Source organism: Streptomyces sp. CNT372, assembly GCF_000377145.1.
In genome coordinates this window covers 37,770-61,439 of sequence record NZ_KB897790.1, presented here as the reverse complement: position 1 = coordinate 61,439, position 23,670 = coordinate 37,770, and the positions used below count along the sequence as shown (strand labels likewise).

20 protein-coding genes are annotated in these 23,670 nt (G+C 74.0%); 2 read left to right on the top strand and 18 right to left on the bottom strand.

The features are described 5' to 3' along the window. The first annotated feature begins 131 nt into the window (after positions 1-131). Positions 132-848, top strand: a complete 717-nt coding sequence (locus C593_RS0125225) for a DUF5995 family protein (protein ID WP_018850108.1) — start codon at positions 132-134, stop codon at positions 846-848. A gap of 140 nt (positions 849-988) precedes the next feature. On the opposite strand, the gene C593_RS0125220 is transcribed toward C593_RS0125225, so the two are convergent. From C593_RS0125220 to fmt, 10 genes are all read right to left on the bottom strand, one after another. Beyond that, on the bottom strand, positions 989-2,686 hold the full coding sequence (locus tag C593_RS0125220) for an FAD-dependent oxidoreductase (protein WP_018850107.1): 1,698 nt from the start codon (positions 2,684-2,686) through the stop codon (positions 989-991). 80 nt (positions 2,687-2,766) lie between these two features. Further along, on the bottom strand, positions 2,767-3,564 hold the full coding sequence (locus C593_RS0125215) for a carbon-nitrogen hydrolase family protein (protein ID WP_018850106.1): 798 nt from the start codon (positions 3,562-3,564) through the stop codon (positions 2,767-2,769). Positions 3,565-3,853: 289 nt separating this feature from the next. Further along, entirely contained in the window at positions 3,854-4,309 is a 456-nt protein-coding gene (locus C593_RS0125210; protein ID WP_018850105.1) for an Lrp/AsnC family transcriptional regulator, read from the bottom strand. Between the two features lie 10 nt (positions 4,310-4,319). Continuing rightward, a complete protein-coding gene (locus tag C593_RS0125205; protein WP_018850104.1) occupies positions 4,320-5,810 on the bottom strand; it encodes an amino acid permease in 1,491 nt (496 codons plus the stop codon). A 389-nt stretch (positions 5,811-6,199) separates the two neighbouring features. Further along, positions 6,200-7,078, bottom strand: a complete 879-nt coding sequence (locus tag C593_RS0125200) for an RNA polymerase sigma factor SigF (protein ID WP_018850103.1) — start codon at positions 7,076-7,078, stop codon at positions 6,200-6,202. Positions 7,079-7,271: 193 nt separating this feature from the next. After that, entirely contained in the window at positions 7,272-8,714 is a 1,443-nt protein-coding gene (locus C593_RS0125195; RefSeq protein ID WP_018850102.1) for a GuaB1 family IMP dehydrogenase-related protein, read from the bottom strand. Between the two features lie 239 nt (positions 8,715-8,953). Next, positions 8,954-9,994, bottom strand: coding sequence for a sugar-binding transcriptional regulator (locus C593_RS0125190; protein ID WP_106434750.1), 1,041 nt, complete (start codon positions 9,992-9,994; stop codon positions 8,954-8,956). A gap of 109 nt (positions 9,995-10,103) precedes the next feature. Further along, on the bottom strand, positions 10,104-10,790 hold the full coding sequence (rpe, locus tag C593_RS0125185) for a ribulose-phosphate 3-epimerase (protein ID WP_018850100.1): 687 nt from the start codon (positions 10,788-10,790) through the stop codon (positions 10,104-10,106). Between the two features lie 163 nt (positions 10,791-10,953). Continuing rightward, positions 10,954-12,387, bottom strand: a complete 1,434-nt coding sequence (locus tag C593_RS0125180; RefSeq protein WP_018850099.1) for a transcription antitermination factor NusB — start codon at positions 12,385-12,387, stop codon at positions 10,954-10,956. A 35-nt stretch (positions 12,388-12,422) separates the two neighbouring features. Then, a complete protein-coding gene (gene fmt, locus C593_RS0125175; protein ID WP_018850098.1) occupies positions 12,423-13,376 on the bottom strand; it encodes a methionyl-tRNA formyltransferase in 954 nt (317 codons plus the stop codon). 264 nt (positions 13,377-13,640) lie between these two features. On the opposite strand from fmt, the gene C593_RS0125170 reads away from it, so the two are divergent. Next, positions 13,641-14,147 carry a hypothetical protein gene (locus C593_RS0125170; protein ID WP_026278059.1) on the top strand — a complete coding sequence of 169 codons (507 nt, stop codon included), beginning with the start codon at positions 13,641-13,643 and terminating at the stop codon, positions 14,145-14,147. Positions 14,148-14,658: 511 nt separating this feature from the next. Here C593_RS0125170 and C593_RS0125165 read toward each other — a convergent pair. From C593_RS0125165 to C593_RS0125130, 8 genes are all read right to left on the bottom strand, one after another. Beyond that, the gene (locus C593_RS0125165; protein WP_018850096.1) at positions 14,659-16,806 is read right to left on the bottom strand and encodes a primosomal protein N'; all 2,148 of its coding nucleotides are present in this window, start codon (positions 16,804-16,806) and stop codon (positions 14,659-14,661) included. Positions 16,807-16,960: 154 nt separating this feature from the next. Beyond that, the gene (gene metK, locus C593_RS0125160; protein ID WP_018850095.1) at positions 16,961-18,169 is read right to left on the bottom strand and encodes a methionine adenosyltransferase; all 1,209 of its coding nucleotides are present in this window, start codon (positions 18,167-18,169) and stop codon (positions 16,961-16,963) included. 417 nt (positions 18,170-18,586) lie between these two features. Then, positions 18,587-19,828: a bifunctional phosphopantothenoylcysteine decarboxylase/phosphopantothenate--cysteine ligase CoaBC gene (gene coaBC, locus C593_RS30495; RefSeq protein ID WP_018850094.1), complete on the bottom strand. Its 1,242-nt coding sequence runs from the start codon at positions 19,826-19,828 to the stop codon at positions 18,587-18,589. Between the two features lie 238 nt (positions 19,829-20,066). Continuing rightward, positions 20,067-20,339 carry a DNA-directed RNA polymerase subunit omega gene (gene rpoZ, locus C593_RS0125150; RefSeq protein WP_005319902.1) on the bottom strand — a complete coding sequence of 91 codons (273 nt, stop codon included), beginning with the start codon at positions 20,337-20,339 and terminating at the stop codon, positions 20,067-20,069. Between the two features lie 43 nt (positions 20,340-20,382). Next, the gene (gene gmk, locus C593_RS0125145) at positions 20,383-20,946 is read right to left on the bottom strand and encodes a guanylate kinase (protein ID WP_026278058.1); all 564 of its coding nucleotides are present in this window, start codon (positions 20,944-20,946) and stop codon (positions 20,383-20,385) included. A gap of 83 nt (positions 20,947-21,029) precedes the next feature. Continuing rightward, positions 21,030-21,353 carry an integration host factor gene (locus C593_RS0125140; RefSeq protein ID WP_005319887.1) on the bottom strand — a complete coding sequence of 108 codons (324 nt, stop codon included), beginning with the start codon at positions 21,351-21,353 and terminating at the stop codon, positions 21,030-21,032. A 353-nt stretch (positions 21,354-21,706) separates the two neighbouring features. Next, positions 21,707-22,555, bottom strand: coding sequence for an orotidine-5'-phosphate decarboxylase (gene pyrF, locus C593_RS0125135; RefSeq protein ID WP_018850092.1), 849 nt, complete (start codon positions 22,553-22,555; stop codon positions 21,707-21,709). Then, on the bottom strand, positions 22,552-23,658 hold the full coding sequence (locus C593_RS0125130; RefSeq protein ID WP_018850091.1) for a quinone-dependent dihydroorotate dehydrogenase: 1,107 nt from the start codon (positions 23,656-23,658) through the stop codon (positions 22,552-22,554). The genes pyrF and C593_RS0125130 overlap by 4 nt, the downstream gene beginning before the upstream one ends. Positions 23,659-23,670 lie beyond the last annotated feature (12 nt).

The window sequence follows — 23,670 nt, the reverse complement described above, 5'->3', positions numbered from 1 at the left end:
CCTGTGCACCCGCCACTTCACCGGAGACTCGCGCCGGCTCCCGGCCCGGACGTCCGGGCGGGCGTCCCCCGTTCCGGGGAAGCAACGGCCCGGCACCGCGCCGTCCGGCTCCGGACTGGGACCCTGCCACCATGGCGCACAGGCAACAGCTCGCGGTACGGCCGGGCCTCGGCCCGGACCCCTCCGGCCCGGCGGCGGACCCGGTCCTCGGGCGGATGCGGGCGCTGGGCGCCGACTGGCCCGCCGGGGACGGGCTCGCGGTCTTCCACCGCGTCTATCTCGCGGTCACCGAGGAGCTGGTGCGCCGGGTCGCGGCGGGCGAGTTCCCGGACCGGCGGGCCGCCGGGGCCCTCGGCGGCATCTTCGCCGAGCACTACCTCGATGCCGTGGAGGCGGCGGCGGAGGGCACCCGTCCGCCCGCCTGCTGGCGGCCGCTGTTCCAGTTCCGCCGCCATCCCGGGGTGCGCCCGCTCCAGTTCGCGCTGGCCGGGATCAACGCGCACATCGGCCACGACCTGCCGCTCGCCGTCGTGGAGACCTGCCACGCCCTCGGCTGCGTCCCGGCGGATCTGGAGGACGAGTTCGAGCGCGTCGGCGCGATCCTGGTCCTGCTGGAGGAGCGCATCCGCGAGGACCTGATGCCGGGCCCGGACCTGCTCCAGATCGCGGACCCGCTCACCCATCTGGTGGGCACCTGGTCCCTGGCCCGGGCCAGGGAGGCGGCCTGGTCGGCGGCCAGGCTGCTGTGGGGGCTGCGGGACGCGCCCGACCTGGCCGACGAGTTCACCGAGCGGCTCGACGCCGGGGTGGGGCTGGTCGGCCGCTGCCTCCTCACCCCCTGGCGCTGAGCACGGCGACGGGCGGGGCCGGACCGGCTCAACCGCCCGGTCCGGCCCCGCCCGTGAGCGGGTGCCCACCCGCCCGTGAGCGCGCGCCCCGCCCGCCCGTGACCGGCAGGCGGCCCGCGACAGGCAGACGGCCCGTGTCCTCAGTCCTCCGGCAGCTCCACCGGCGCGATCTCCTCGTACAGGTCGCCCGGACCCGGGTTGGTCGGGTCGGTCGCACCACCGAACTGGTGCATCACACCCCACACCGCGTTGAGCGCGGTCTGCACGGCGCCCTCCGCCCAGCCGGCGGTCCAGGAGATGTCGTCACCGGCGAGGAAGATGCCCCGCTTGTCCTCGGGCAGCCGGTCCTGCATGAAGTGCGTGAACAGGCGGCGCTGGTAGCGGTAGTGGCCGGGCAGGTTGGCCTTGAACGCGCCCATGAACCAGGGCTCGTTCTCCCAGGAGACGGTCACCGGGTTGCCGGTGATGTGGCCCCGGATGTCGACGTTCGGGTAGATCTCGCCGAGCGACTTGAGCATGACCTCCATGCGCTCGTTCGCCGAGAGCGGCAGCCACTTCAGGCTGTCGTCGCACCAGGTGTAGGAGAGGCAGATGACGGCGGGCTTGTCCGGGCCGTTGTCCAGCAGGTAGGTGCCGCGGGTCATCCGGTCGGTGAGGGTCATCGACATGGTGTCGCGGCCCGTCACCTCGTCCTTGTCCAGCCAGAACGGCCGGTCCACCGGCACGAACAGCTTGGAGGACTCCATGTAGTGGGTGCGCTCCATCGCCGTCCAGTGGTCGATCGGGAAGAGCGTGTCGTCGCAGGCGATCTTGGAGAGCAGCAGCCAGGACTGGGCGGTGAAGATCGCGGCCCGGTAGGTGCGGATGTCGCCGGAGGCGTCGGTGACGGTGATCCGGTTGCCCGCGGTGCGGTTGAGGCGGGTGACGGCGGGCCGGGGGTCCCCGTCGTGCAGCGAGGCGAGGGACGTGCCGAGCGGCCAGTGCACGATCTTCCGCGGCTCGCGCTCCCACAGGCGCAGCGGGAGCTGCTGGCTGCCCTCGACGATGCCGCGGTGGTGGTCGTCGGCCTCGGAGTAGACGACGCGCAGGATCTCCAGGATGGAGTTGGGGAAGTCGGTGTCCCAGCCGCCGGTGCCGAAGCCGACCTGGCCGAAGATCTCCCGGTGACGGAAGGACCTGAACGCCTCGGAGTCGCAGAGGAAACCGTAGAAGGTCTGGTTGTCCAGCTTCTCGACGAGCTTCGCCCAGATCTCGCGGATGCGCGGGACGTCCCGCTCGCGCATGGCGCGGTTCATGTCGGAGAAGTCGGCACCCTCCTCCAGGCAGGCGTTCCAGGCGTCCATCACGTCGCGGTAGACCTGCGGGAGGTCGTCGATGGTCTCCGCGTAGTGGGACTCGCCCTTGAGATCGACGACGGTCGACGGGGTGGAGGGCGCGAGGGGGTTGGGGAAGGGGCTGGTGGTCAGCCCGACCAGGTCGATGTAGTGCTGGAGGGCGGTGGACGACGGCGGGAAGCGCATCGCGCCCATCTCGGCGGTCAGTCCGTCGGTGCCGGTGCCCTCGAAGCCGACGGTGCGCAGCCGCCCGCCGATCCGGTCGGCCTCGTAGACGACGGGCTTGAAGCCCATCTTCATCAGCTCGTAGGCGGCGACGATGCCCGAGAGGCCGCCGCCGATGACCGCGACCTCGCTGCCGTGCTCGGTCGCCGGTATCTGACCGAGGCCCGCGGGGTGGGCGAGGTAGTCGTCGTAGGCGTAGGGGAAGTCCGGGCCGAACATCGTGATCGGCGGCTGCGCGTCGCTGTGCTGGACAGCGGTGGTGGGCACCGTGGACGTCATGGGGTACGGACTCCTTGCACGGGGTGATGCGGTGGGGCGGGTGGCGGGAGGGCGCGAGCCGGGCCGGCTCTCCTGTGGGCTCAGCTCAGGGAGCCGTACAGGCCGGGGCGACGGTCCCGGAGGTAGGGGTTGGTCTCGCGCGAGGCGGACAGCAGCTCGGTGTCGACCTCGCCGAGGACGAGCTCCTCGCCGCGCCCTGCGCGGGTGCGGACGGCCCCGTCGGGGCTCGCGAGGGAGCTGAGGCCGACGAACTCGAACTCGCCCTCCGGGCCGGTGCGGTTGACGTACGCGATGTACATCTGGCTCTCGAAGGCCCGTACCGGGATCATCGACTCGGCGACGAACTGGAAGGGGTGCATCTGCGCGGTGGGCACCAGCAGCAGATCGGTGCCGGCCAGCGCGTGCGCCCGGACGTTCTCCGGGAACTCCACGTCGTAGCAGATCAGCAGGCCGATGGTCAGGCCGTTCAGTTCGGCCTGCACGACCGTCCGGTCGCCGGGGGTGAAGTGCTCCTGCTCGAAGCAGCCGAAGAGGTGGGTCTTGCGGTAGTTCGCGAGGCGCTCGCCGCCCGCGCCGATGAGCTGGGCCGAGTTGTGGACCAGCTCGCCGGCCCGCTCGGGGTAGCCGTAGTGGATCGCGATGCCGTGGCGGGCGGCGATCCCGGCGACGGCGGCCGCGCCGGGGCCGTCGGCGGGCTCGGCCAGCCGGGGCACCTCGTCGCCGATCGCGTAGCCGGTGAGGTACAGCTCGGGGCAGACCAGCAGGCCGGCGCCGGCCGCGGCGGCACGTCCGGCGTACTCGTCGAGCCGCTTGAGGTTCTCCGCCACGTCGCCCGGCCGGCCGGAACTCTGGAGCAGGGCGGTACGCAACGACGGCATGGACGACCTCGGGACAGGGGGTGTACGGGATACGTCTACGAAGGTACGGTCCGCCGTCCGGCCCGGACAAGGCGCGAGCGTTGCGCGCATCCGGACGATCCGTTGCGTCGTCGGGCGCCGCCGCGGCGATTCGTTGCGCACCCCGGGACCCCCCTCGGCCGGGACGGCCGTGCACCCCGGGAACGGGTCCGGAGAGGCACTTCCCCGCCGCTCGGGGGAGGACCGGTCCGTCCGGGAGGCCCCGTCCGTCCCGCCGTCCGGCGGGTCCGGGACGGGCCGGCGCGCGACGCTACGCGGGCGAGCCGGAGGAGAAGCGCCGCAGCAGCGGCGACAGCACCAGCACCGACTTGGTGCGCTCCACGAACGGCTCCCCCGCGATCCGCTCCAGCACCCGCTCGAAGTGCCGCATATCGGCGGCGAAGACCTGGACCACGGCGTCCGCGTCGCCCGTGACGGTCGACGCGGACACCACCTCCGGGTACCGCTCCAGCCCTCGCCGGATGTCGTCCGGCGAGGTGTTGTGGCGGCAGAAGATCTCGACGATGCCCTCGGTCTCCCAGCCGAGCGCGGCCGGGTCGACGCGGACGGTGAAGCCGGTGATGGCCCCCTCCGCACGCAGCCGGTCCACCCGCCGCTTGACCGCGGGCGCCGACAGGCCGACCGCCTGGCCGATGTCGGCGTAACTGCGGCGGGCGTCCTCGGCGAGGGCGTGGACGATGCGTTCGTCGAGATCGTTCAGTCGCACTGCGGGTGGATCACTTCTCTGCGGTGGCGAGTCGGGAACGGCGGAGGCCGTAACTGAAGTAGAACACGAGTCCCGCCGCCATCCAGCCGGCGAAGACCAGCCAGGTCACCCCCGGGAGGCTGAGCATCATCCAGGCGCAGAAGCCGAAGCCGAGCACCGGGGTGAGCGGAAAGAGCATCACCTTGAAGGTGCGGTTCATGTCCGGGCGGGTGTAGCGCAGGATGACGACGGCCACGTTGACCAGCGCGAACGCGAAGAGGGTGCCGATGCTGGTGGCGTTGGCCAGCTCGCCGAGCGGGATGGTGGCGGCGAGCAGTCCGCAGAACAGCGAGACGATGACCGTGTTGGCGCGCGGCGCGCCGGTCCGCCGGTCCACCCGGGCGAACACCTTGGGCACCAGGCCGTCCCGGGACATCGCGAAGAGGATGCGGGTCTGTCCGTACAGCACGGCGAAGACGACGCTGGCGATGGCGACGACCGCACCCGCGGCGAGCACCACGCTCCAGAAGCTGTGGCCGGTGACGTCCTTCATGATCTGGGCGAGCGCCGCCTCGGTGCCCTCGAAGTCCTGCCAGGGCATGGCGCCGACGGCGACGAGGGCGACCAGGCAGTAGAGCACGGTGACGATCAGCAGCGAGAGCATGATCGCCCGGGGCAGGTCGCGCTTGGGGTTCTTCGCCTCCTCACCGGCCGTGGACGCGGCGTCGAAGCCGATGTACGAGAAGAAGAGGGTCGCGGCGGCGGCGCTGATGCCGGTGATGCCGAGCGGGGCGAGGGGGGTGTAGTTGCCCGCCTTGATGCCGAGGAAGCCGATGGCGCAGAAGAGCAGCAGGGTGGCGATCTTCACCACGACCATGATCGTGTTGATGCGGGCGCTCTCCTTCGCGCCGCCCATCAGGAAGACCATGGCGAGCAGGACGACCACCAGCGCGGGCAGGTTGACGTACCCGCCCTCGCCGAGCGGCGCCGAGACCGCCTCCGGGATGGTGATGCCCACGGTGCCGTGCAGCAGTTCGTTGAGGTACTCGCCCCAGCCGACGGCGACGGCCGCGACCGAGACGCCGTACTCCAGGATCAGACACCAGCCGCAGATCCAGGCGACCAGCTCGCCCATGGTCGCGTAGGAGTACGAGTAGGAGGAGCCGGAGACCGGGATGGTCCCGGCCAGTTCCGCGTACGACAGGGCCGAGAACAGGGCGGTCAGACCGGCCAGGACGAAGGCGAGGGCCACGGCGGGGCCGGCGAGTGGGGTGGCCTCGCCGAGGACGACGAAGATGCCGGTGCCCAGGGTGGCGCCGATGCTGATCATCGTGAGCTGCCACATGGACAGCGACCGGCGCAGCGCGCCGCCCTCGCCCTGACCGCTCTCGGCGACGAGCTGTTCGACCGGCTTGCGCCGGGTCAGCCGTCCGCCGATTCCCGTCGCGGTCGGCCCCGGTGCGGGGGCCGCCGGGGAGGACGGCCGCTCGGTCGCGGTGGGCGGTGCGCCGTGCTCGGGCACGTCGGGACTCCTTCGTCGCTGCGGGTCGGAGAGGGGGACCCACGGCGGCCGCGCGGAGGCATGGGGACATGCCCGCGCTGGGAAGGGACCGCCGAGCTGACGGTCACCGCCACTCCTGGTACGGGGCCTGAGCCTACGAGGACGCAGCTCATGGCCGTAATGCACCATTATTGCTCATCCGCGAAGGATCATTGCGCACTCCGTCGGGATGCGGGGAAACATTGCGCAGGTCCGGCAGGGCGTTGCACACGCCTTTGACCAGGCACGATTCGCCCTGTGTCCGGGGCCCGGCCCCGGACACAGGTACGGCGCCCCGGATGCCGGGGCGCCGTACCTGCCGTGGGGGGGACGTGGTTCACGACCGGGCGCGGGGCGCCCGGGGCCGCGGGTCACTCCACGGCGAGCAGTCCCGCGCGCAGCCGCCCGGTGATCCGGGCGAGCAGCCGGGAGACGTGCATCTGCGAGACGCCCAGGGCCTCGCCGATCTCGGCCTGGGTCATCTCCTCCCCGAAGCGCATCCGCAGGATCCGGCGGTCGCGGTCGTCCAGCTCCTCGATCAGGGGCTTGAGGGCCTGGACGTTCTCCGCAGTCTCCAGGTCGGCGTCGAGGGCGCCGAGCCGGTCGGCGAGGGGGACGGCGGTGTGGTCGGAGGAGTCGTCCATCGGCATGTCGATGGAGCCGGCGGTGTAACCGTTGCTGGCGACGACGCCCTCGATGACCTCCTCCTCGTCGATGCCCAGGTGCTCCGCGAGTTCGGCGGTGGTCGGGGCGTGGTCGAGCTTCTGGGAGAGCTCGTCGACGGCCTTGGCCAGGTCGATGCGCAGCTCCTGGAGGCGGCGCGGCACGTGCACGGCCCAGCTGGTGTCGCGGAAGAAGCGCTTGATCTCGCCGACGATGTAGGGGACGGCGAAGGTGGCGAACTCCACCTCGCGGGTGAGCTCGAAGCGGTCGATCGCCTTGATCAGGCCGATGGTGCCGACCTGGACGATGTCCTCCATCTGTTCGGCACGGTTGCGGAAGCGTCCCGCGGCGTACTTGACCAGCGCCAGGTTGAGTTCGATGAGGGTGTTGCGGACGTACTGGTGCTCGCGGGTGCCCTCCTCCAGCTCCGCGAGGCGGGCGAAGAAGATGCGTGAGATCTCACGTGCGTCCTTCGGTGCGACCTCGCCCGGGTTCCGCACGAGCGGGAGGTCCGGCGCCGCCGCGACGGGCGCGCGCTGCTCCTCGGTCTGCGTGCCTGCGGTCGGGACCGTGCTCGCCGTGGACACTACGTCCTCCCCTGCTCCGATGCCAGTGCGAGAGCGCGCCTACCCCCGGATCGCGACCTCATGCCCGCGGGTCCCGAAGTTTTTCCGGCAGTTCCGGCGTCCGCCCGGCGACCTGCCCCAACTCCTGCCGCCCGGACGCGAACCGGCCCCCGCGCGTGCGCGCGGGGGCCGGTTCCGCGGCTGTGAGGGGGCGTCAGCTCCAGCTGGCGTGGAGCGGCTTGCCCTCCGCGTACCCGGCGGCGCTCTGCACGCCGACGATCGCGTTCTCGGCGAACTCCTCCAGGGAGCCCGCGCCCGCGTAGGTGCAGGAGGAACGGACACCGGCGATGATCGAGTCGATCAGATCCTCCACGCCCGGGCGGGCGGGGTCGAGGAACATCCGGGAATGCGAGATGCCCTCCTCGAACAGGGCCTTGCGGGCCCGGTCGTAGGCGGACTCCTCGCTGGTGCGGTTGCGCACGGCGCGGGCGGAGGCCATACCGAAGGACTCCTTGTAGAGCCGGCCGTCGGCGGCCTGCTGGAGGTCGCCCGGGGACTCGTACGTGCCGGCGAACCACGAGCCGACCATCACGTTGGAGGCGCCGGCGGCGAGCGCCATGGCGACGTCGCGCGGGTGGCGCACCCCGCCGTCCGCCCAGACGTGCTTGCCGTACTTCTTCGCCTCGGCCGCGCACTCAAGGACGGCGGAGAACTGCGGGCGGCCGACGCCGGTCATCATGCGCGTGGTGCACATGGCGCCCGGGCCGACGCCGACCTTGACGACGTCCGCGCCGGCCTCGATCAGGTCGCGCACGCCCTCGGCGGCGACGATGTTGCCCGCCACGATCGGGACCCGCGGGTCCAGCGCCCGGACCGCGCGGACCGCGCTGATCATGGACTCCTGGTGGCCGTGCGCGGTGTCCACCACGAGGGTGTCCACCCCCGCGTCCAGAAGCTGCTTGGCCTTGCCGGCCACATCGCCGTTGATGCCGACGGCGGCGGCGACGCGCAGCTTGCCGGCGGCGTCGACGGCCGGGGTGTAGAGGGTCGCGCGCAGGGCGCCCTTGCGGGTCAGCACACCCGCCAGGCGGCCTCCGGCGTCCACGGCGGGCGCGTAGCGGCGGTTGGCCGTGTCGAGCCGGTTGAACGCCTCGCGCGGGTCGATGTCCGCGTCGAGCAGGAGGAGGTCCCTGGACATGACCTCGGAGAGCTGGGTGAAGCGGTCGACCCCCGCGAGGTCGTGGTCGGTGACGATGCCGACGGGGCGCTGCTCCTCGTCGACGACGACACCGGCGCCGTGCGCCCGCTTGGGCAGCAGGGAGAGCGCGTCCGCCACCGTCTGGTGGGGGGCGAGGACGATCGGGGTGTCCAGGACGAGGTGGCGCGTCTTGACCCAGGAGATGACGTCGGTGACGACCTCGATCGGGATGTCCTGGGGGATCACGACGAGACCGCCGCGGCGGGCGACGGTCTCGGCCATCCGGCGGCCGGCGATGGCCGTCATATTGGCGACGACCAGCGGCACGGTGGTGCCGGTGCCGTCGGGCGAGGAGAGGTCGACGCCCTGGCGGGAACCCACGGCCGAACGGCTCGGCACCATGAACACATCGTCGTACGTCAGGTCGTACGGCGGCTTCTGGTCATTGAGGAAACGCACGTGCAGAACATCCCAGTCGATCGGAGTTGACCCCCCGGCGGGCACGGCCGGAGGAAAACGCACGTACTTCATTCTCCCATGCGGCGGCGGTCGTCATACCCGGGCGGAACCTCCAGTCACGGGGGCGCCGTCCATGGTGATCCTCCAAACGGGTGCGGCCCCCGGCCCGCGCGGGGCGGGGGCCGGGGGCCGTTCGTCCACCGGGGCCGGGGGCCGTTCACCGACCCGGGCCGGGGCCGTCAGTCGTCCGGGTCGGCGCGCTCCAGCGCCGGGCGGGGTCCGGGCTCGGCGGTCAGGAGCTGGTCCGCCGCGGCGGTGTCCGTGACCAGGCTGGTGACCAGCCCGGAGCGGAGCACCGCGCCGATGGCCTCCGCCTTGCGCTGCCCGCCCGCGATGGCGACCACCTCGGGGATCCGGCGCAGCCGGTCGGCCTCCACCGTGATGCAGCGCTCCCCCAGGTCCCGGCCGACCCGGCGGCCCTCCGTGTCGAAGAGGTGCGCGGACATCTCGGCGGCGACGCCGAGGGAGGCGTAGTGCGCGCGCTCCTCGTCGGAGAGCATGTCGTGCACGGTGGAGATGCCCGGCTCCCAGGAGCCGATGGACACACAGGCGACCGTGACCTTGTCGAAGTACTCGAAGGCGCGCGCGATGCCCGTCTGGTGCCGCAGGGCGGCGGCCGTCGCCGGGTCGGGCAGCAGCATCGGCGCGTAGATCGGGTGCGCCTCGCCGCCGGAGACCTGGGCCGCCCGCCGGACCGCCTCGACGGAGCCGCGCTCGGCGGTGCCGGCGTCGTAGACGCCGGTGAGCTGGACGACCGTGCAGGGCGGCAGCCGGTCCAGGGCCGCGGCCATGTGGATCGTGGAGCGCCCCCAGGCCAGGCCCAGCACATCGCCCTCGTTCACCAGCTCGCCGAGCAGGTCGGCGGCCACCTCGCCGAGGTTCTCCGGGTCGGGCGACTCGTCGGCCTCGGCGGGGGACTCGACGACGACCGCGTGGCGCAGCCCGAACCGGGCGCGCAGGGCGTCGGAGCGTTCCGCGTCGAGCTCGGCGGGGACCCGGATCTCGATGCGCACGAGGTCGCGTTCGAGGGCCGTCTCCAGCACCCGCGCGACCTTGAAGCGGCTGACGCCGAACTCCTCCGCGATCTGGATCTTGGACTTGCCCTCCAGGTAGAAACGGCGCGCCATGGCCGCCGCCTGGACGAGCTCGGCGGGTCCCATCCGCAGGGCGGACCGTCCCGCCGGCCTAGCAGTCACCGCGATCTCCTCACTGCCGTACACACGTACACACTCCCCGGACCCGCCATCCTGTCAGATCCACCGGTCCTTGATCGGTCCTGCCGGGCCAACATCCAGTGAACGGACCCGCCCGCGCCGGGCGGGCGCGCCGTCAGTGCGCGCACGCCCAGGGTGCCCGGGCGATCACCGACCCGGCCTGCTCGCGGAGCATCGCCACCGCCGCCGCCGGGTCGTCCGCGTTGTAGACGGCGGAGCCGGCGACGAAGACGTCCGCGCCGGCCTCCGCGCACTGCTCGATCGTGGCCGCGGACACCCCGCCGTCGACCTGGAGCCACAGTTCCAGGCCGTGCTTGGAGATCAGCTCCCGGGTGCGGCGGATCTTCGGCAGCATGATGTCGAGGAAGGCCTGCCCGCCGAAGCCGGGCTCAACCGTCATGACGAGGAGCATGTCCAGCTCGGGCAGCAGGTCCTCGTAGGGCTCGATCGGGGTCGCGGGCTTGAGCGCCATCGAGGCGCGGGCGCCCTTGGCGCGGATCTCCCGCGCGAGGCGCACCGGGGCGGCGGCGGCCTCCACGTGGAAGGTGACCGACCCGGCCCCGGCCTCGACGTACTGCGGTGCCCAGCGGTCCGGTTCCTCGATCATGAGGTGGCAGTCCAGCGGGGTGTCCGTCGCCTTCGCCAGCGACTCCACGACCGGCACGCCCAGCGTCAGGTTGGGCACGAAGTGGTTGTCCATCACGTCGACATGCAGCCAGTCGGCGTTGTCGACGGCCTTCGCCTCCTCGGCCAGGCGCGAGAAGTCGGCGGAGAGGATGCTCGGGTTGATCTGTGCGGCCATGTGCCAAGCCTGCCACGTTATCGGCCGCTTCCCCTCCCCGGGACGGGATCCGGTCCGGACCAAGACGCCGGGATCCGACGACAGTTCACCACAAGGCGGACCTATCGCCCCGGGTGCCGGCCCCGCCCGGCGCCGCCGGGCCGGGCGGAGCGGCACCCGGGGGTCAGGCGGTACGGCGCAGCAGCGCCAGGTACATCGCGTCGGTGCCGTGCAGATGCGGCCAGAGCTGGACGTCCGGGCCGTCGCCCAGGGCCGGGACCGAGGGCATCAGCGGGCGGGCGTCGATCCACTCGGCGGAGAGGGCCGGTCCGCCGCGGCCGCGCAGTACGTCCTCCACCACGACCCGGGTCTCGGCGAGGTGCGGGGAGCAGGTGGCGTACCCGACGACCCCGCCGACGCGCACCGCGCCCAGCGCCTGCCGGAGCAGGCCTCGCTGGAGCGGGGCGAAGCCGTCGAAGTCCTCGGGGCGGCGGCGCCAGCGGGCCTCGGGGCGGCGGCGCAGCGCGCCGAGGCCCGAGCAGGGGACGTCGACCAGGACCCGGTCGAAGGTGCCCTCGCGCCACGGCGGGCGGGTCCCGTCGGCGGCGATCACCGTGTACGGGCCGGGGTTGCCGGCCAGCGCCCGGCCGACGAGCCGGGCACGGTGCGGCTGCTTCTCCGAGGCCAGCAGGAAGGCGCCCCGCTCGGCGGCGAGCGCGCCCAGCAGGGCCGCCTTCCCGCCGGGTCCGGCGCAGCCGTCGAGCCAGCGCCGGTCGGGGCCGTCCAGCGGGGCGGCGGCCAGCGCGAGGGCGACCAGCTGGCTGCCCTCGTCCTGGACCCCGGCCCGGCCGTCGCGGACCGCCTCGATCGCGCCCGGCTCGCCGCCCTCCGCGAGCCGTACCGCGTGGGGGGACCAGCGCCCGGGGAGCGCCTGGTCCTGCCCCACCGCGTCCAGCAGTTCGGCCGCGCTGACCCGGCCCGGCCGGGCGACCAGGGTGACCTCGGGCCGCTCGTTGTCCGCCTCCAGCAGGTCCTCGATGCCCGCGCGCCCGCCGCCGAGGGCGTCCCACAGGGCCGAGACCACCCAGCGCGGGTGCGAGTGGACGACGGCGAGGTGGTCCTCCGCGTCCTCCTCGAAGGGCGGGGCGACCCGCTCCAGCCAGGTGTCCAGGTCCTCCTGGGAGATCTTGCGCAGCACCGCGTTGACGAACTTGGCCCGGCCGTCACCGAGGACCACCCGGGCCAGTTCGACGGTGGCCGAGACGGCCGCGTGGGTCGGGATCCGGGTGCCGAGGAGCTGGTGGGCGCCGAGCGCGAGGACGTCGAGGACCGGGGGGTCCACCTCGCGCAGCGGACGGTCCACGCAGGCGGCGATGATCGCGTCGTAGGTGCCCTGGCGGCGCAGGGTGCCGTAGACCAGCTCGGTCGCCAGCGCCGCGTCCCGCCCGTCGAAGTCGCCGCCCGCGCGGGCCTTCTTCAGCAGCGGCGGCAGGACGAGGTTCGCGTACGCACCCCGTTCGTCGACCGCACGCAACGCCTCGAAGGCGAGGATCCGGACCGGATCCTTCTTGGGGCGGCGGTGCGGCTTGGGGGGACGGCGACGGGCCTGCTCGCTCAAAAGGTGCTCCGCGTTCGGGGTGGGGTGGATCCCCCTCAGCCTACGTCCGCCGTGGCCAGGCGCTCACCGGGGGCGATCCGCGTCCCGCGGGCCCAGTCGGCCGCGCGCATCGGCTTCTTGCCCTGCGGCTGGACCCACAGCAGCTCCACCGCGTGCGAACCGGTGCCCGCGTAGACGTTGTTCTTGCCGGCCGCCAGCTCCCCGGGGGCGAGGGCGGCGAGGTCCGCGCGGTCGGGCAGCAGGGCGAGCTGGATCAGCTTCAGCCGCTCGCCCCGGAAAACGGTCCAGGCGCCGGGCGCCGGGGTGCAGGCGCGCACCACCCGGTCGACGCGCAGGGCCGGGGCCCGGAAGTCGACGTGCGCGTCCTCGACGGTGATCTTCGGGGCGAGGGTGACGCCGTCGGCGGGCTGCGGGACCGCGTGCAGGGTGCCGTCCTCGATGCCGTCCATGGTCGCGGCGAGCAGCCCGGCACCGGCGAAGGCGAGACGGGTGAGCAGGTCGCCGCTGGTGTCGGTGGGCCGCACGGGCTCGGTGACCACGCCGTACACCGGGCCGGAGTCGAGTCCCTCCTCGATCTGGAAGGTGGCCGCGCCGGTCATCTCGTCCCCGGCCATCACGGCGTGCTGCACGGGGGCCGCGCCGCGCCAGGCGGGCAGCAGCGAGAAGTGCAGGTTGACCCAGCCGCGGGCCGGGATCGCGAGGGCGCTCTTGGGCAGCAGGGCGCCGTAGGCGACGACGGGGCAGCAGTCCGGGGCGATCTCGCGCAGCCGCGCCAGGAAGTCCTCGTCGCGCGGCTTCACCGGCTTGAGGACCTCGATGCCGGCCTCCTCCGCGCGCTGGGCGACCGGGCTCGCGACCAGGTGCCGGCCCCGGCCCGCCGGGGCGTCGGGGCGGGTGACGACGGCGGCGATCTCGTGCCGCCCGGAGGCGATCAGGGCGTCCAGGGCGGGGACGGCGACCTCGGGGGTACCTGCGAAGACGAGCTTCATCGGTGGCTGACTGCCTCTCGGGGGCGGGAACGGGCGGAACGGGCTCGCGCGGGCGGGAACCGCCGGCGACGGCGACGGGCAGCTCACCAGTCTATGACCCGGGGCCGCGGGGGGCGTACGGGAGCACGCGCGCCCCGCGCATGTGCGCATACGCCCCGAAGCGTGACCACATCGGCGCCTGGCGCGTTGGTCAAGAGAGATTGACCGAAGCGGGCCGCCGGTACGCGGCCCGGTCCTTTCAACGCCGGTTCGAGAGGCTTGTCGATGGCCGACCACGCAACCCACGATGCCCAAGCCCGGGCCAGCCTGCACCTGTTGGTGCGGGACATCGAGCGGGTCCGGCGGCAGGTGGACGCATTGCGCACCCTCACCGCCCAGTTGGGCAATGTCTACCGCCCGCGCCGCTCCGGCCCGTCCACGGGCTTCGTCGTCTACGGCAGGGCCCCCGCCCCGACCGTGCGCCTCGCGCAGGAACTGCGGGACAGTGTCGAGACCCTGGTGACCGCGGCCGTGGACTTCGACCGCTCCCTCGGCTTCTCGTGGGACGCCGTCGGGTCGGCGCTCGGCGTCACCAAGCAGGCCGTGCACCGCCGTTACGGTTCCCGCCGGGCCGCCGCCCCGCCGCAGCCCGGGCCCGTGGACCCGGTCGAGCACGGCGCGGACACCCCGGCGGCCCGCACCCTGCCGGGCCCGCTCCCCTCGGTCCCGGCCGCCCGCTCCATGCCGGTGGACCAGCGCCCGGGCGCGTTCCCGGGCCCCCGCAACGGCTGACGGCCGGGCCCGCCCGGCTGCCGGCCCCGGAGAGCGCACGCTTCGGGGCCGGGGCGCGTCGCGGGTCCGGGGCGCACCGGTCCGCGGGCGGTCCGGGCCCTATGGCCCGGCGGCCGGGGGGCGGGGCACGGCCGCGCCCCGGTCCGGCCCCCGGGGGCGACGGCCCCGCGGGCCCGCGGGAGCACCGCACCCCGGGCTGCCGGTCGGGGCGGACGGCCGGTTCCGCACGGTCCCGCACGCGCGGCCGTCGCCGAAGCGGTGCCCGCCCGGCGGTCGGCGGCCGGTCTCGCCGGAGGGCGGGCGGGCCCGCGCGGGCCGCCAGGCCGGCAGCCGGGGCACGTTCCCGGCCGACGGCCCACCCAGATGCGGACCGGGCCCGCGCCGCCACGGGCCACGCAGGCCGCCAGGCCGGCAGCGGAGGCACCTTCCCGGCCGCCGGTCCACCCGGAGACGGACCGGGCCCGCACGCGCCGCGAGAACAACGGCGGGGGCACGTCCCCGGCCGGCGGGTTCAGCCGATGGAGAGCGGGTCCACCCGGATGCGGACCGGTTCCGCGCCGCCACGGGCCAGGCGGGCCGCCTGGGCCGTCTTCAGGGCGGCGGCCAGGGCCGCGCCACTGCCCGGCGGGACGCGCAGCAGTGCCCGGTCCCACCGCTCCCCCGGGCCGGGCCGGGTCCGTCCCCCCGGGGCTCGGCCCGGGCCGGGCGGCGGCAGCGCGACCGGGCCCAGCACCTCCGCGTCCGGCGGAAGTTCCGCGGCGGCCAGGAAGGACAGCACGGCCTCGGGCGGCCCGACGACCTCCGCCATCCGCGACACCGGTGGGAAACCCAGCTCCGCCCGCTCCGCCAGCTCCCGCAGCGCGTGGCCCACCGGGTCCCAGCGGACCAGGGCCTGCACCGGGCGCAGGGTCGGCTCGGCGACCACGACCACCCGGCCGCCCTCCTCCTGCCCCCGCACCAGCGCGGCCGCCGCGATCCAGCGGCGCAGGGCCTCCTCGCCCGCCCGCAGGTCCGGCCGCCCGAGCATCGCCCAGCCGTCGAGCAGCAGGGCCGCCGCGTAACCGCCCTCGGCGACCGGTTCCGCGCCGGGCGTCGAGACCACCAGCGCGGGCCGCCCCGGAACGGCGTCGAGGACATGGTCCCGGCCCGAGGTGCGCACCGGCACCGTCGGGAAGACCCGCCCCAGCTCCTCGGCGGTGCGCCGGGCGCCCACCACGCTCGCCCGGAGCCGGAAGCCGCCGCACTCCGCGCAGTGCCACTCCCCCTCCGCCACCCCGCACCAGCCACAGTGCAGATCCCGGGCGTCCGGCGCCTCCAGGGGCCCGGCGCAGCGCCGGCAGCGCGCCGGGGTGCGGCAGCGTTCGCAGGCGAGCCGGGGGACGTAGCCGCGCCGGGGCACCTGGACGAGGACCGGCCCGTGGCGCAGCCCCTCCCGCGCCGCCTCCCAGGCGATGCTGGGCAGCCGGGCGGCGCGGGCCGCCTCGTCCCGCGCCTGGTCCTGGTCGCCGACGGTCCGCACCAGTGGCGCGGCGGCCCGGACCCGGGCCCGGTCGGCTACGAGGGGGGCCGCCCAGCCGCTCTCCACGAGCTGCGCCGCCTCCACCGTGCAGCTCGTGGAGCCGAGCAGGAAGCCGCAGCCGTCGTGGGCGGCGCGCAGCTCCAGGACCTCCCGGACATGCGGGAAGGGCGCATTGTCGTCGCTGTGGCTGGCGTCGCCGTCGTCCCAGATCACGACCAGGCCCAGGTCCCGGACGGGGGCGAACATCGCGGCCCGGGTCCCCACGACCGCGCGGACCGACCCCCGGCGCACCGCGAGCCACTGCGCGTACCGCTTCTGCGGGCCGGACTCGGCGGTCAGCAGGGCGTGCCGGCCGGGGCCGAGGAGGCCGGTGAGGGCCTCGTCCACCCGCGCCGCCCGGCGGCCGTCCGGGACCACGACCACGGCGCCCCGGCCGGAGGCCAGGGTGGCGGCCACGGCCCGGGCCAGCTCCTCGGGCCAGTGCGGTCCGGGCAGGGCCGTCCACACGGCCCGCGGCGAGCCGCCGCCGGCCAGGGACTCCAGGAAGGCGGGCCCGCGCCCGTACCGCTCCCAGGTGCCGGGCGCGGGGGCGGGCGGGGGCGGCAGCGGCTCCGGGGAGGCGGCCGCCTCAGCCTTGCCGTTGCGCGGCGGGACGGCGAGCTGGAGGACGTCGGCGAGGCTGCCCGCGTACCGGTCGGCGACGGCGCGGGCGAGGCCCAGCATCCCGGGGCTCAGGACGGGCTCGGGCGAGACGACATGGGCGAGGGCGGCGAGCGGTCCGTTGTAGTCCGACGCGGCGAGGCGCTCGACGAGGAAGCCGTCGATCAGGCCGCCGCCCTCGCGACGCCCGTCCCGCACCTGGTGGGCGCCGGCCCCGAAGCGAACCCGCACCCGCACCCCCGGCTGCGCGGCCTCGTCCAGTTCCTCGGGCACCGCGTAGTCCCAGAGGCGGTCGAGATGGAGGGCGCCCTTGTCGACCATGACCCGGGCGACGGGCAGCTCCCCGGCCAGGGCGGCGCCCCGCCAGGTACGGGGCTTGGCCCGGGGCACCTTGGCCCGGCGCACGGTCTCCCGGATGAGCGCGAGCTGCTCCGGCCCGCCGTCGGCGGGCTCCCCGGGCTGCTGGTCGTCGCTGCTCACAGCCCCATTCCTACCAGAGCCCACCGACACCCCGGCCGGCCCGGAGTTCCTGGCCCGACGACCGCCCGGCGACGGCCAAAGGGCCCCGGACCACGCGGTCCGGGGCCCTCCGGGAGAGCGCTGGGAGACGGCGGCCCCGAGGACCGGGCGGTCCCTAGAGACCCGCCGCCGCGCGCAGCGCGTCCACCCGGTCGGTGCGCTCCCAGGTGAAGTCCGGCAGCTCACGGCCGAAGTGGCCGTACGCGGCGGTCTGGGCGTAGATCGGGCGCAGCAGGTCCAGGTCGCGGATGATCGCGGCCGGGCGCAGGTCGAAGACCTCGGTGATGGCCTGCTCGATCTTCTCCACGTCCGTGGTGGCCGTGCCGAAGGTCTCGACGAAGAGGCCGACGGGCTCGGCCTTGCCGATCGCGTAGGCGACCTGGACCTCGCAGCGCGAGGCGAGGCCGGCGGCGACGACGTTCTTCGCGACCCAGCGCATGGCGTACGCGGCGGAGCGGTCGACCTTGGACGGGTCCTTGCCCGAGAAGGCGCCGCCGCCGTGGCGGGCCATGCCGCCGTAGGTGTCGATGATGATCTTGCGGCCGGTGAGCCCGGCGTCGCCCATCGGGCCGCCGATCTCGAAGCGCCCGGTCGGGTTGACCAGCAGGCGGTAGCCCTCGGTGTCGAGCTTGATGCCGTCGTCCACGAGCTGCTTCAGGACGTGCTCGACGACGAACTCGCGGATGTCGGGGGCGAGCAGCGAGTCCAGGTCGATGTCCGAGGCGTGCTGCGAGGAGACCACCACGGTGTCGAGGCGGACGGCCTTGTCGCCGTCGTACTCGATGGTGACCTGCGTCTTGCCGTCGGGGCGCAGGTAGGGGATGGTGCCGTTCTTGCGGACCTCGGACAGCCGGCGGGAGAGCCGGTGGGCGAGGTGGATCGGGAGCGGCATGAGCTCGGGCGTCTCGTCGCACGCGTAGCCGAACATCAGCCCCTGGTCGCCCGCGCCCTGCTTGTCGAGCTCGTCCTCGTCGCCCTCGACGCGCTTCTCGTAGGCGGTGTCGACACCCTGGGCGATGTCGGGCGACTGCGAGCCGATGGACACCGAGACACCGCAGGAGGCGCCGTCGAAGCCCTTCTTCGAGGAGTCGTAGCCGATGTCGAGGATCCGGTTGCGCACCAGGGTGGGGATGTCGGCCCACGCCTTGGTGGTCACTTCGCCGGCGACGTGCACGAGGCCGGTGGTGATCAGGGTCTCGACGGCGACGCGGGAGGTCGGGTCCTCCCGGAGCAGGGCGTCGAGGATGGTGTCGCTGATCTGGTCGGCGATCTTGTCGGGGTGACCCTCGGTCACGGACTCCGAGGTGAAGAGACGGCGGGACACATCGCTCCCTGGGGTTGCAGCGGCTGCTGGCTGATCATTGACGGACCGGCAGGGGGCTGCGCCCCGCGACGTTCCGCGTATCAGTTTATCGGTCGCGTCCCGGGCTCGGACACCCGTCTCGCAGCTTGGGAGCCCGCTGACCTGTGGCGCGCGGTCGAATCGCTACGACGATAGCGCCTGCGCGGTGCACGCTTCGCGACATTCGCGGGGTTTCTCACAGCCGCCGGGCGCCCGGCACGTTCCGCACGCGAGGGCCCCGCGACCGGGGCCTCCCACGCCACCCGACGGGGGCCCGACCGAGGCCTGACCGGGGCCCCACCGCCGGGCCGGCGGCGGGTCCGTGGGCCGGTTCGCCGACGGGCCCGGCCGGGGGCCCGGTCCCGTTACGCGCCCGGTCCCGTTACGCGCCCGGCCCCGTTACGCGCCCGGCACCGGGATCCCGGTCCCGCCCGCGCCGCTCCCGAGGCGCGGGGCGACCAGGTCCCAGACCGTGTCGGCGAGTGCCTCCTTCGGGCCGTACGGGACCGGGGTCTCGGTGCCGTCCGCCGCGAGGACCACCGCCTCGTTCTCCTCCGCGCCGAAGGTGCGGCGCTCCCCCACCTCGTTCACCACCAGCAGGTCGCAGCCCTTGCGGCGGAGCTTGTCGCGGCCGTTGGCGAGGACGTCGTCGGTCTCGGCGGCGAAACCGACGACCACCTGGTCCGGGCGGGCGCGGTCGGCGGAGATCTCCGCGAGGATGTCCGGGTTGCGGACCAGGGTGATCTCGGGGGCCTCCACCCCGTCCCGCTTCTTGATCTTCCCCGTGGCGTACTCGGCGGGCCGGAAGTCGGCGACGGCGGCGGCCATCACCACCGCGTCGGCGTCGGCGGCCGCCTTCAGCACGGCCTCGCGGAGCTGGATCGCGGTGCCGACGCGGACGACGTCCACGCCCGCCGGGTCCGGCAAGCCGGTGTTGGCCTCGATCAGGGTGACCCGGGCGCCCCGCGCGGCGGCGGTCCGGGCCAGCGCGTAGCCCTGCTTGCCGGAGGAGCGGTTGCCCAGGTAGCGGACCGGGTCCAGGGGCTCACGGGTGCCGCCGGCGCTGATCACCAGATGCCGCCCGGCCAGGTCGGGCGCGGCGGCGCCGCGCGCGAGGACCCGGCGGCAGACCTCGAAGATCTCCCCCGGCTCGGGCAGCCGCCCCTTGCCGGTGTCGACACCGGTGAGCCGGCCCACGGCGGGTTCGATCACGACGGCCCCGCGCCGGCGCAGGGTGGCGACGTTCTCCCGGGTGGCGGGGTGCTCCCACATCTCGGTGTGCATCGCGGGGGCGAAGACCACCGGACAGCGCGCGGTGAGCAGGGTGTTGGTGAGCAGGTCGTCGGCGAGCCCGTGAGCCGCCCTGGCGAGCAGGTCGGCGGTGGCGGGCGCGACCACGACCAGGTCGGTGTGCTGGCCGATGCGGACGTGCGGGACCTCGTGGACGTCGTCCCAGACCTCGGTGGAGACCGGGTTCCCGGAGAGGGCGGACCAGGTGGGGGCGCCCACGAAGTGCAGCGCGGAGGCGGTGGGGACCACCCGGACCTCGTGCCCGGACTCGGTGAGCCGGCGGAGCAGTTCGCACGCCTTGTAGGCGGCGATGCCGCCGCTGACTCCCAGGACCACCTTCGGCTTGCCCACTGCGCCTCCCCGCGCTCGGATTCTCGACACCATGCTGCACCACGCCCGCCGCGCCGCCCACGGCGGACCGTCGTGCCCGGCCCGGCCCGGAACGCCCGGCCGCAAACGCCCGACCGGCCCGGAACGCCCGGCCGCAAACGCCTGACCGGACCGGCCGGAGCGGACCACCGGGCCCCGGACAGACCACAGGCCCGGCGGACGGGCCGCCGGGCCTGTGGGAAGAACGGGAACTGCGCTGCTACTGAGCCGGGCCCTCGATGGCCTCGGAGGTCAGCAGCCCCGCGTTGATCTCGCGCAGGGCGATCGAGAGCGGCTTCTCGTGGACGTGGGTGTCCACCAGGGGCCCGACGTACTCAAGGAGGCCCTCGCCGAGCTGCGAGTAGTACGCGTTGATCTGACGGGCGCGCTTGGCCGCGTAGATCACGAGGCTGTACTTCGAGTCGGTGGCCTCGAGCAGCTCGTCGATCGGCGGGTTGATGATGCCCTCGGGCGCGGTGATGGAAGAGGACACTCTCTAGCCTTCCGAAGAACTTGCAGAACGATCGGACGTACGATCAAACAACTTCCATCAAGGCTAGCAGCTCACGGGCCACGCCTTCGACGGAGGTGTTCACCAGGGTCGTGTCGAACTCGGCCTCGGCGGCCAGCTCCACCTTGGCCGCGCCGAGACGGCGCTCGATCACCTCGGCGGACTCGGTGCCCCGGCCGGTGAGCCGGCGGACCAGCTCCTCCCAGCTCGGCGGCGCGAGGAAGACCAGCTGCGACTCCGGCATGGACTCCTTGACCTGCCGGGCGCCCTGGAGGTCGATCTCCAGCAGCACCGGCTCGCCGGCCTCCAGGCGCTCCAGCACCGCGCGGCGCGGGGTGCCATAGCGGTTGCCCGCGAACTCGGCCCACTCCAGCAGCTCACCGTTGGCAACCAGCTTGTCGAACTCGTCGTCGGAGACGAAGAAGTACTGGACGCCGTGCTTCTCGCCCGGGCGGGGCTTGCGTGTCGTCGCGGACACCGAGAGCCACACATCGGGGTGGACCTTGCGCATATGCGCGACGACCGTGCTCTTACCGACCCCCGAGGGGCCGGAGAGCACGGTCAGCCGCGGACGAACCTCTGCTGCCATGCAGCGATTATCCAGGTTCCGGGGAGTGCCCGGGACCGTTCCCGGCAGGACCGGGAAACGGCCGGCGGGCATCCGGACGCCTCCTAGGCGGCGCCGCCGCCGAACTCGCGCTCCAGGGACGCGATCTGGTTGGAGCCGAGACCGCGCACGCGACGGCTCTCGGAGATGCCGAGCCGCTCCATGATCTGCTTGGCGCGGACCTTGCCGACGCCCGGCAGGGACTCCAGGAGGGCGGAGACCTTCATCTTGCCGATGACGTCGTTCTCCTGGCCCTGCTTGATGACCTCGTGGAGGGAGGCGCCGGAGTGCTTGAGTCGATTCTTGACCTCGGCCCGCTCCCGGCGAGCCGCGGCGGCCTTTTCGAGCGCGGCTGCGCGCTGTTCAGGGGTAAGGGGCGGAAGAGCCACGCCTACGTCACCTCGGATGTCGAACTGTCGGATACGGACCGGGCGCGGAACTCGGTCGCTCCGCACCAGGTGAGCGCGCGAACAGTGCGGTACAGCGGCCCTGCTCGTTCGCTCTCCGACGGAGACTAGCGGCCAACAGGGCTCCAGTCAGCGAGAACAGACGAAAAGTCCTGGTCAGCATCGGCCGACCAGGACTTTTCAGACATAATGACCGGGTTTCTGTGAAGAAACTGTCGGGGTCGCGCTCCGGGGACGCGCAGGGCCTTGGCCGGGGCCCGCTCGGCTTTCCGCCGGGGCGCGCCCTCCGGCCGAAGCCCCCAGCTCCCCAGCCGCCGGCCCCCAGCCCGAAGCCCTCAGCCCTCAGCCGCGGCCACGGCCTCGCGGACCTCGCCCGCGAACCGGTCCGCCGCCGCGCGCAGCGCCGCCGCGTCCGGGCCGTGGGCGAGGACCCCCCTGCTGACGCTGGGCACCACATTGCGCACCGCGGCCCCGAACACGGCCGGGAGGTCGGCCGCGGTCGCCCCCTGCGCGCCGATGCCGGGGGCCAGCAGCGGCCCGTTGATGTCCAGGTCCGCGCCCGCGTCCCCGAGGGTGGCCCCCACGACCGCGCCGACCGAGCCCAGTGGCGCGGCGCCCTCGTTCTCGGCCCGCATGTGGTCCAGCATCAGCTGGGCCAGGGACCGGCCGTCCGCCGCGGCGGCGCGCTGCACCTCGGCGCCCTCCGGGTTGGAGGTGAGCGCCAGCACGAAGACCCCGCTGCCGCTCAGCACGGCCTGGTCCAGCGCGGGGCGCAGCGAGCCGAAGCCGAGGTACGGGGAGAGCGTCACCGCGTCCGAGAACAGCGGCGAGTCCTTGCGCAGAAAGGCTTCGGCGTACGCGCCCATGGTGGAGCCGATGTCGCCGCGCTTGGCGTCCATCAGGACCAGGGCGCCGGCGGCCCGGGCCTCCTCGACGGCCTTCTCCAGGACGGCGAGGCCCCGGGAGCCGAAGCGCTCGAAGAAGGCGGACTGGGGCTTGAGGACGGCGACCCGGTCGGCCAGCGCCTCGACGGTGGTGCGGGTGAAGCGCTCCAGGCCGGCGATGTCGTCGTCGAGGCCCCAGGCGGTGAGCAGGGAGGCGTGCGGGTCGATGCCGACGCACAGCGGACCGCGGGTGTCCATGGCGTGGCGGAGCCGGGTGCCGAAGGGTTCCAGGGGGCTCATGCGGCGGCTGCCTTCCGGGTCTCGGCGCCGACGGCCTCGGCGAGGGTGGCGTAGGGGCTGGCCGCGAGGCGGGCGGCGAGGCCCTTGTGGATCGCGCGGGCGTAGCAGGGGCCCTCGTAGACGAAGGCGCTGTAGCCCTGGACGAGGGTGGCCCCGGCGAGGATGCGCTGCCAGGCGTCCTCGGCGGTCTCGACGCCGCCGACGCCGACCAGGGTGATCCGGTCGCCGACGCGGGCGTAGAGGCGGCGCAGCACCTCCAGGGAGCGCTCCTTGAGGGGGGCGCCGGAGAGACCGCCGGTCTCGGCGGTGAGGGCGGCCGGGGAGGCCAGGCCCTCCCGGGCGATGGTGGTGTTGGTGGCGATGATGCCGTCCAGGCCGAGTTCCACGGCGAGGTCGGCGACGGCGTCCACGTCCTCGTCCGCGAGATCGGGGGCGATCTTGACGAGGAGGGGGACGCGGCGGCCGGTGACGGTCCGGTCGGCCGCCTCGCGCACGGCGGTGAGCAGGGGGCGCAGGGACTCGGTGGCCTGGAGGTTGCGCAGCCCGGGGGTGTTGGGCGAGGAGACGTTGACCACCAGGTAGTCGGCGTGCGGGGCGAGCCGCTCGGTGGACTCCACGTAGTCGGCGGCGGCCTCGGCCTCGGGCACGACCTTGGTCTTGCCGATGTTGACGCCGACGGTCGTGCGGAAGACCTCGCGGCGGGCGGCGAGGCGGGCGGCGACCACGGCGGAGCCCTCGTTGTTGAAGCCCATCCGGTTGATCAGGGCCCGGTCCGGGACCAGCCGGAAGAGGCGCTGCTTCGGGTTGCCGGGCTGGGGCCGTGCGGTGACGGTGCCGATCTCGACGTGGTCGAAGCCGAGCATGGCCATGCCGTCGACGGCGACCGCGTTCTTGTCGAAGCCGGCGGCCAGCCCGAAGGGGCCGTGCATGCGCAGGCCGAAGGCCTCGGTGCGCAGCTCGGTGAAGCGGGGGGCGAGGGCGGCGGCGAGGAAGGTGCGCAGGACGGGGACGCGGGCCGCGAGGCGGATCCAGCGGAAGGCGAGGTGGTGGGCCCGCTCGGGGTCCATGCGGGTGAAGACGAGTCGGAAGAAGAGCTTGTACACAGCGGTGTCCTC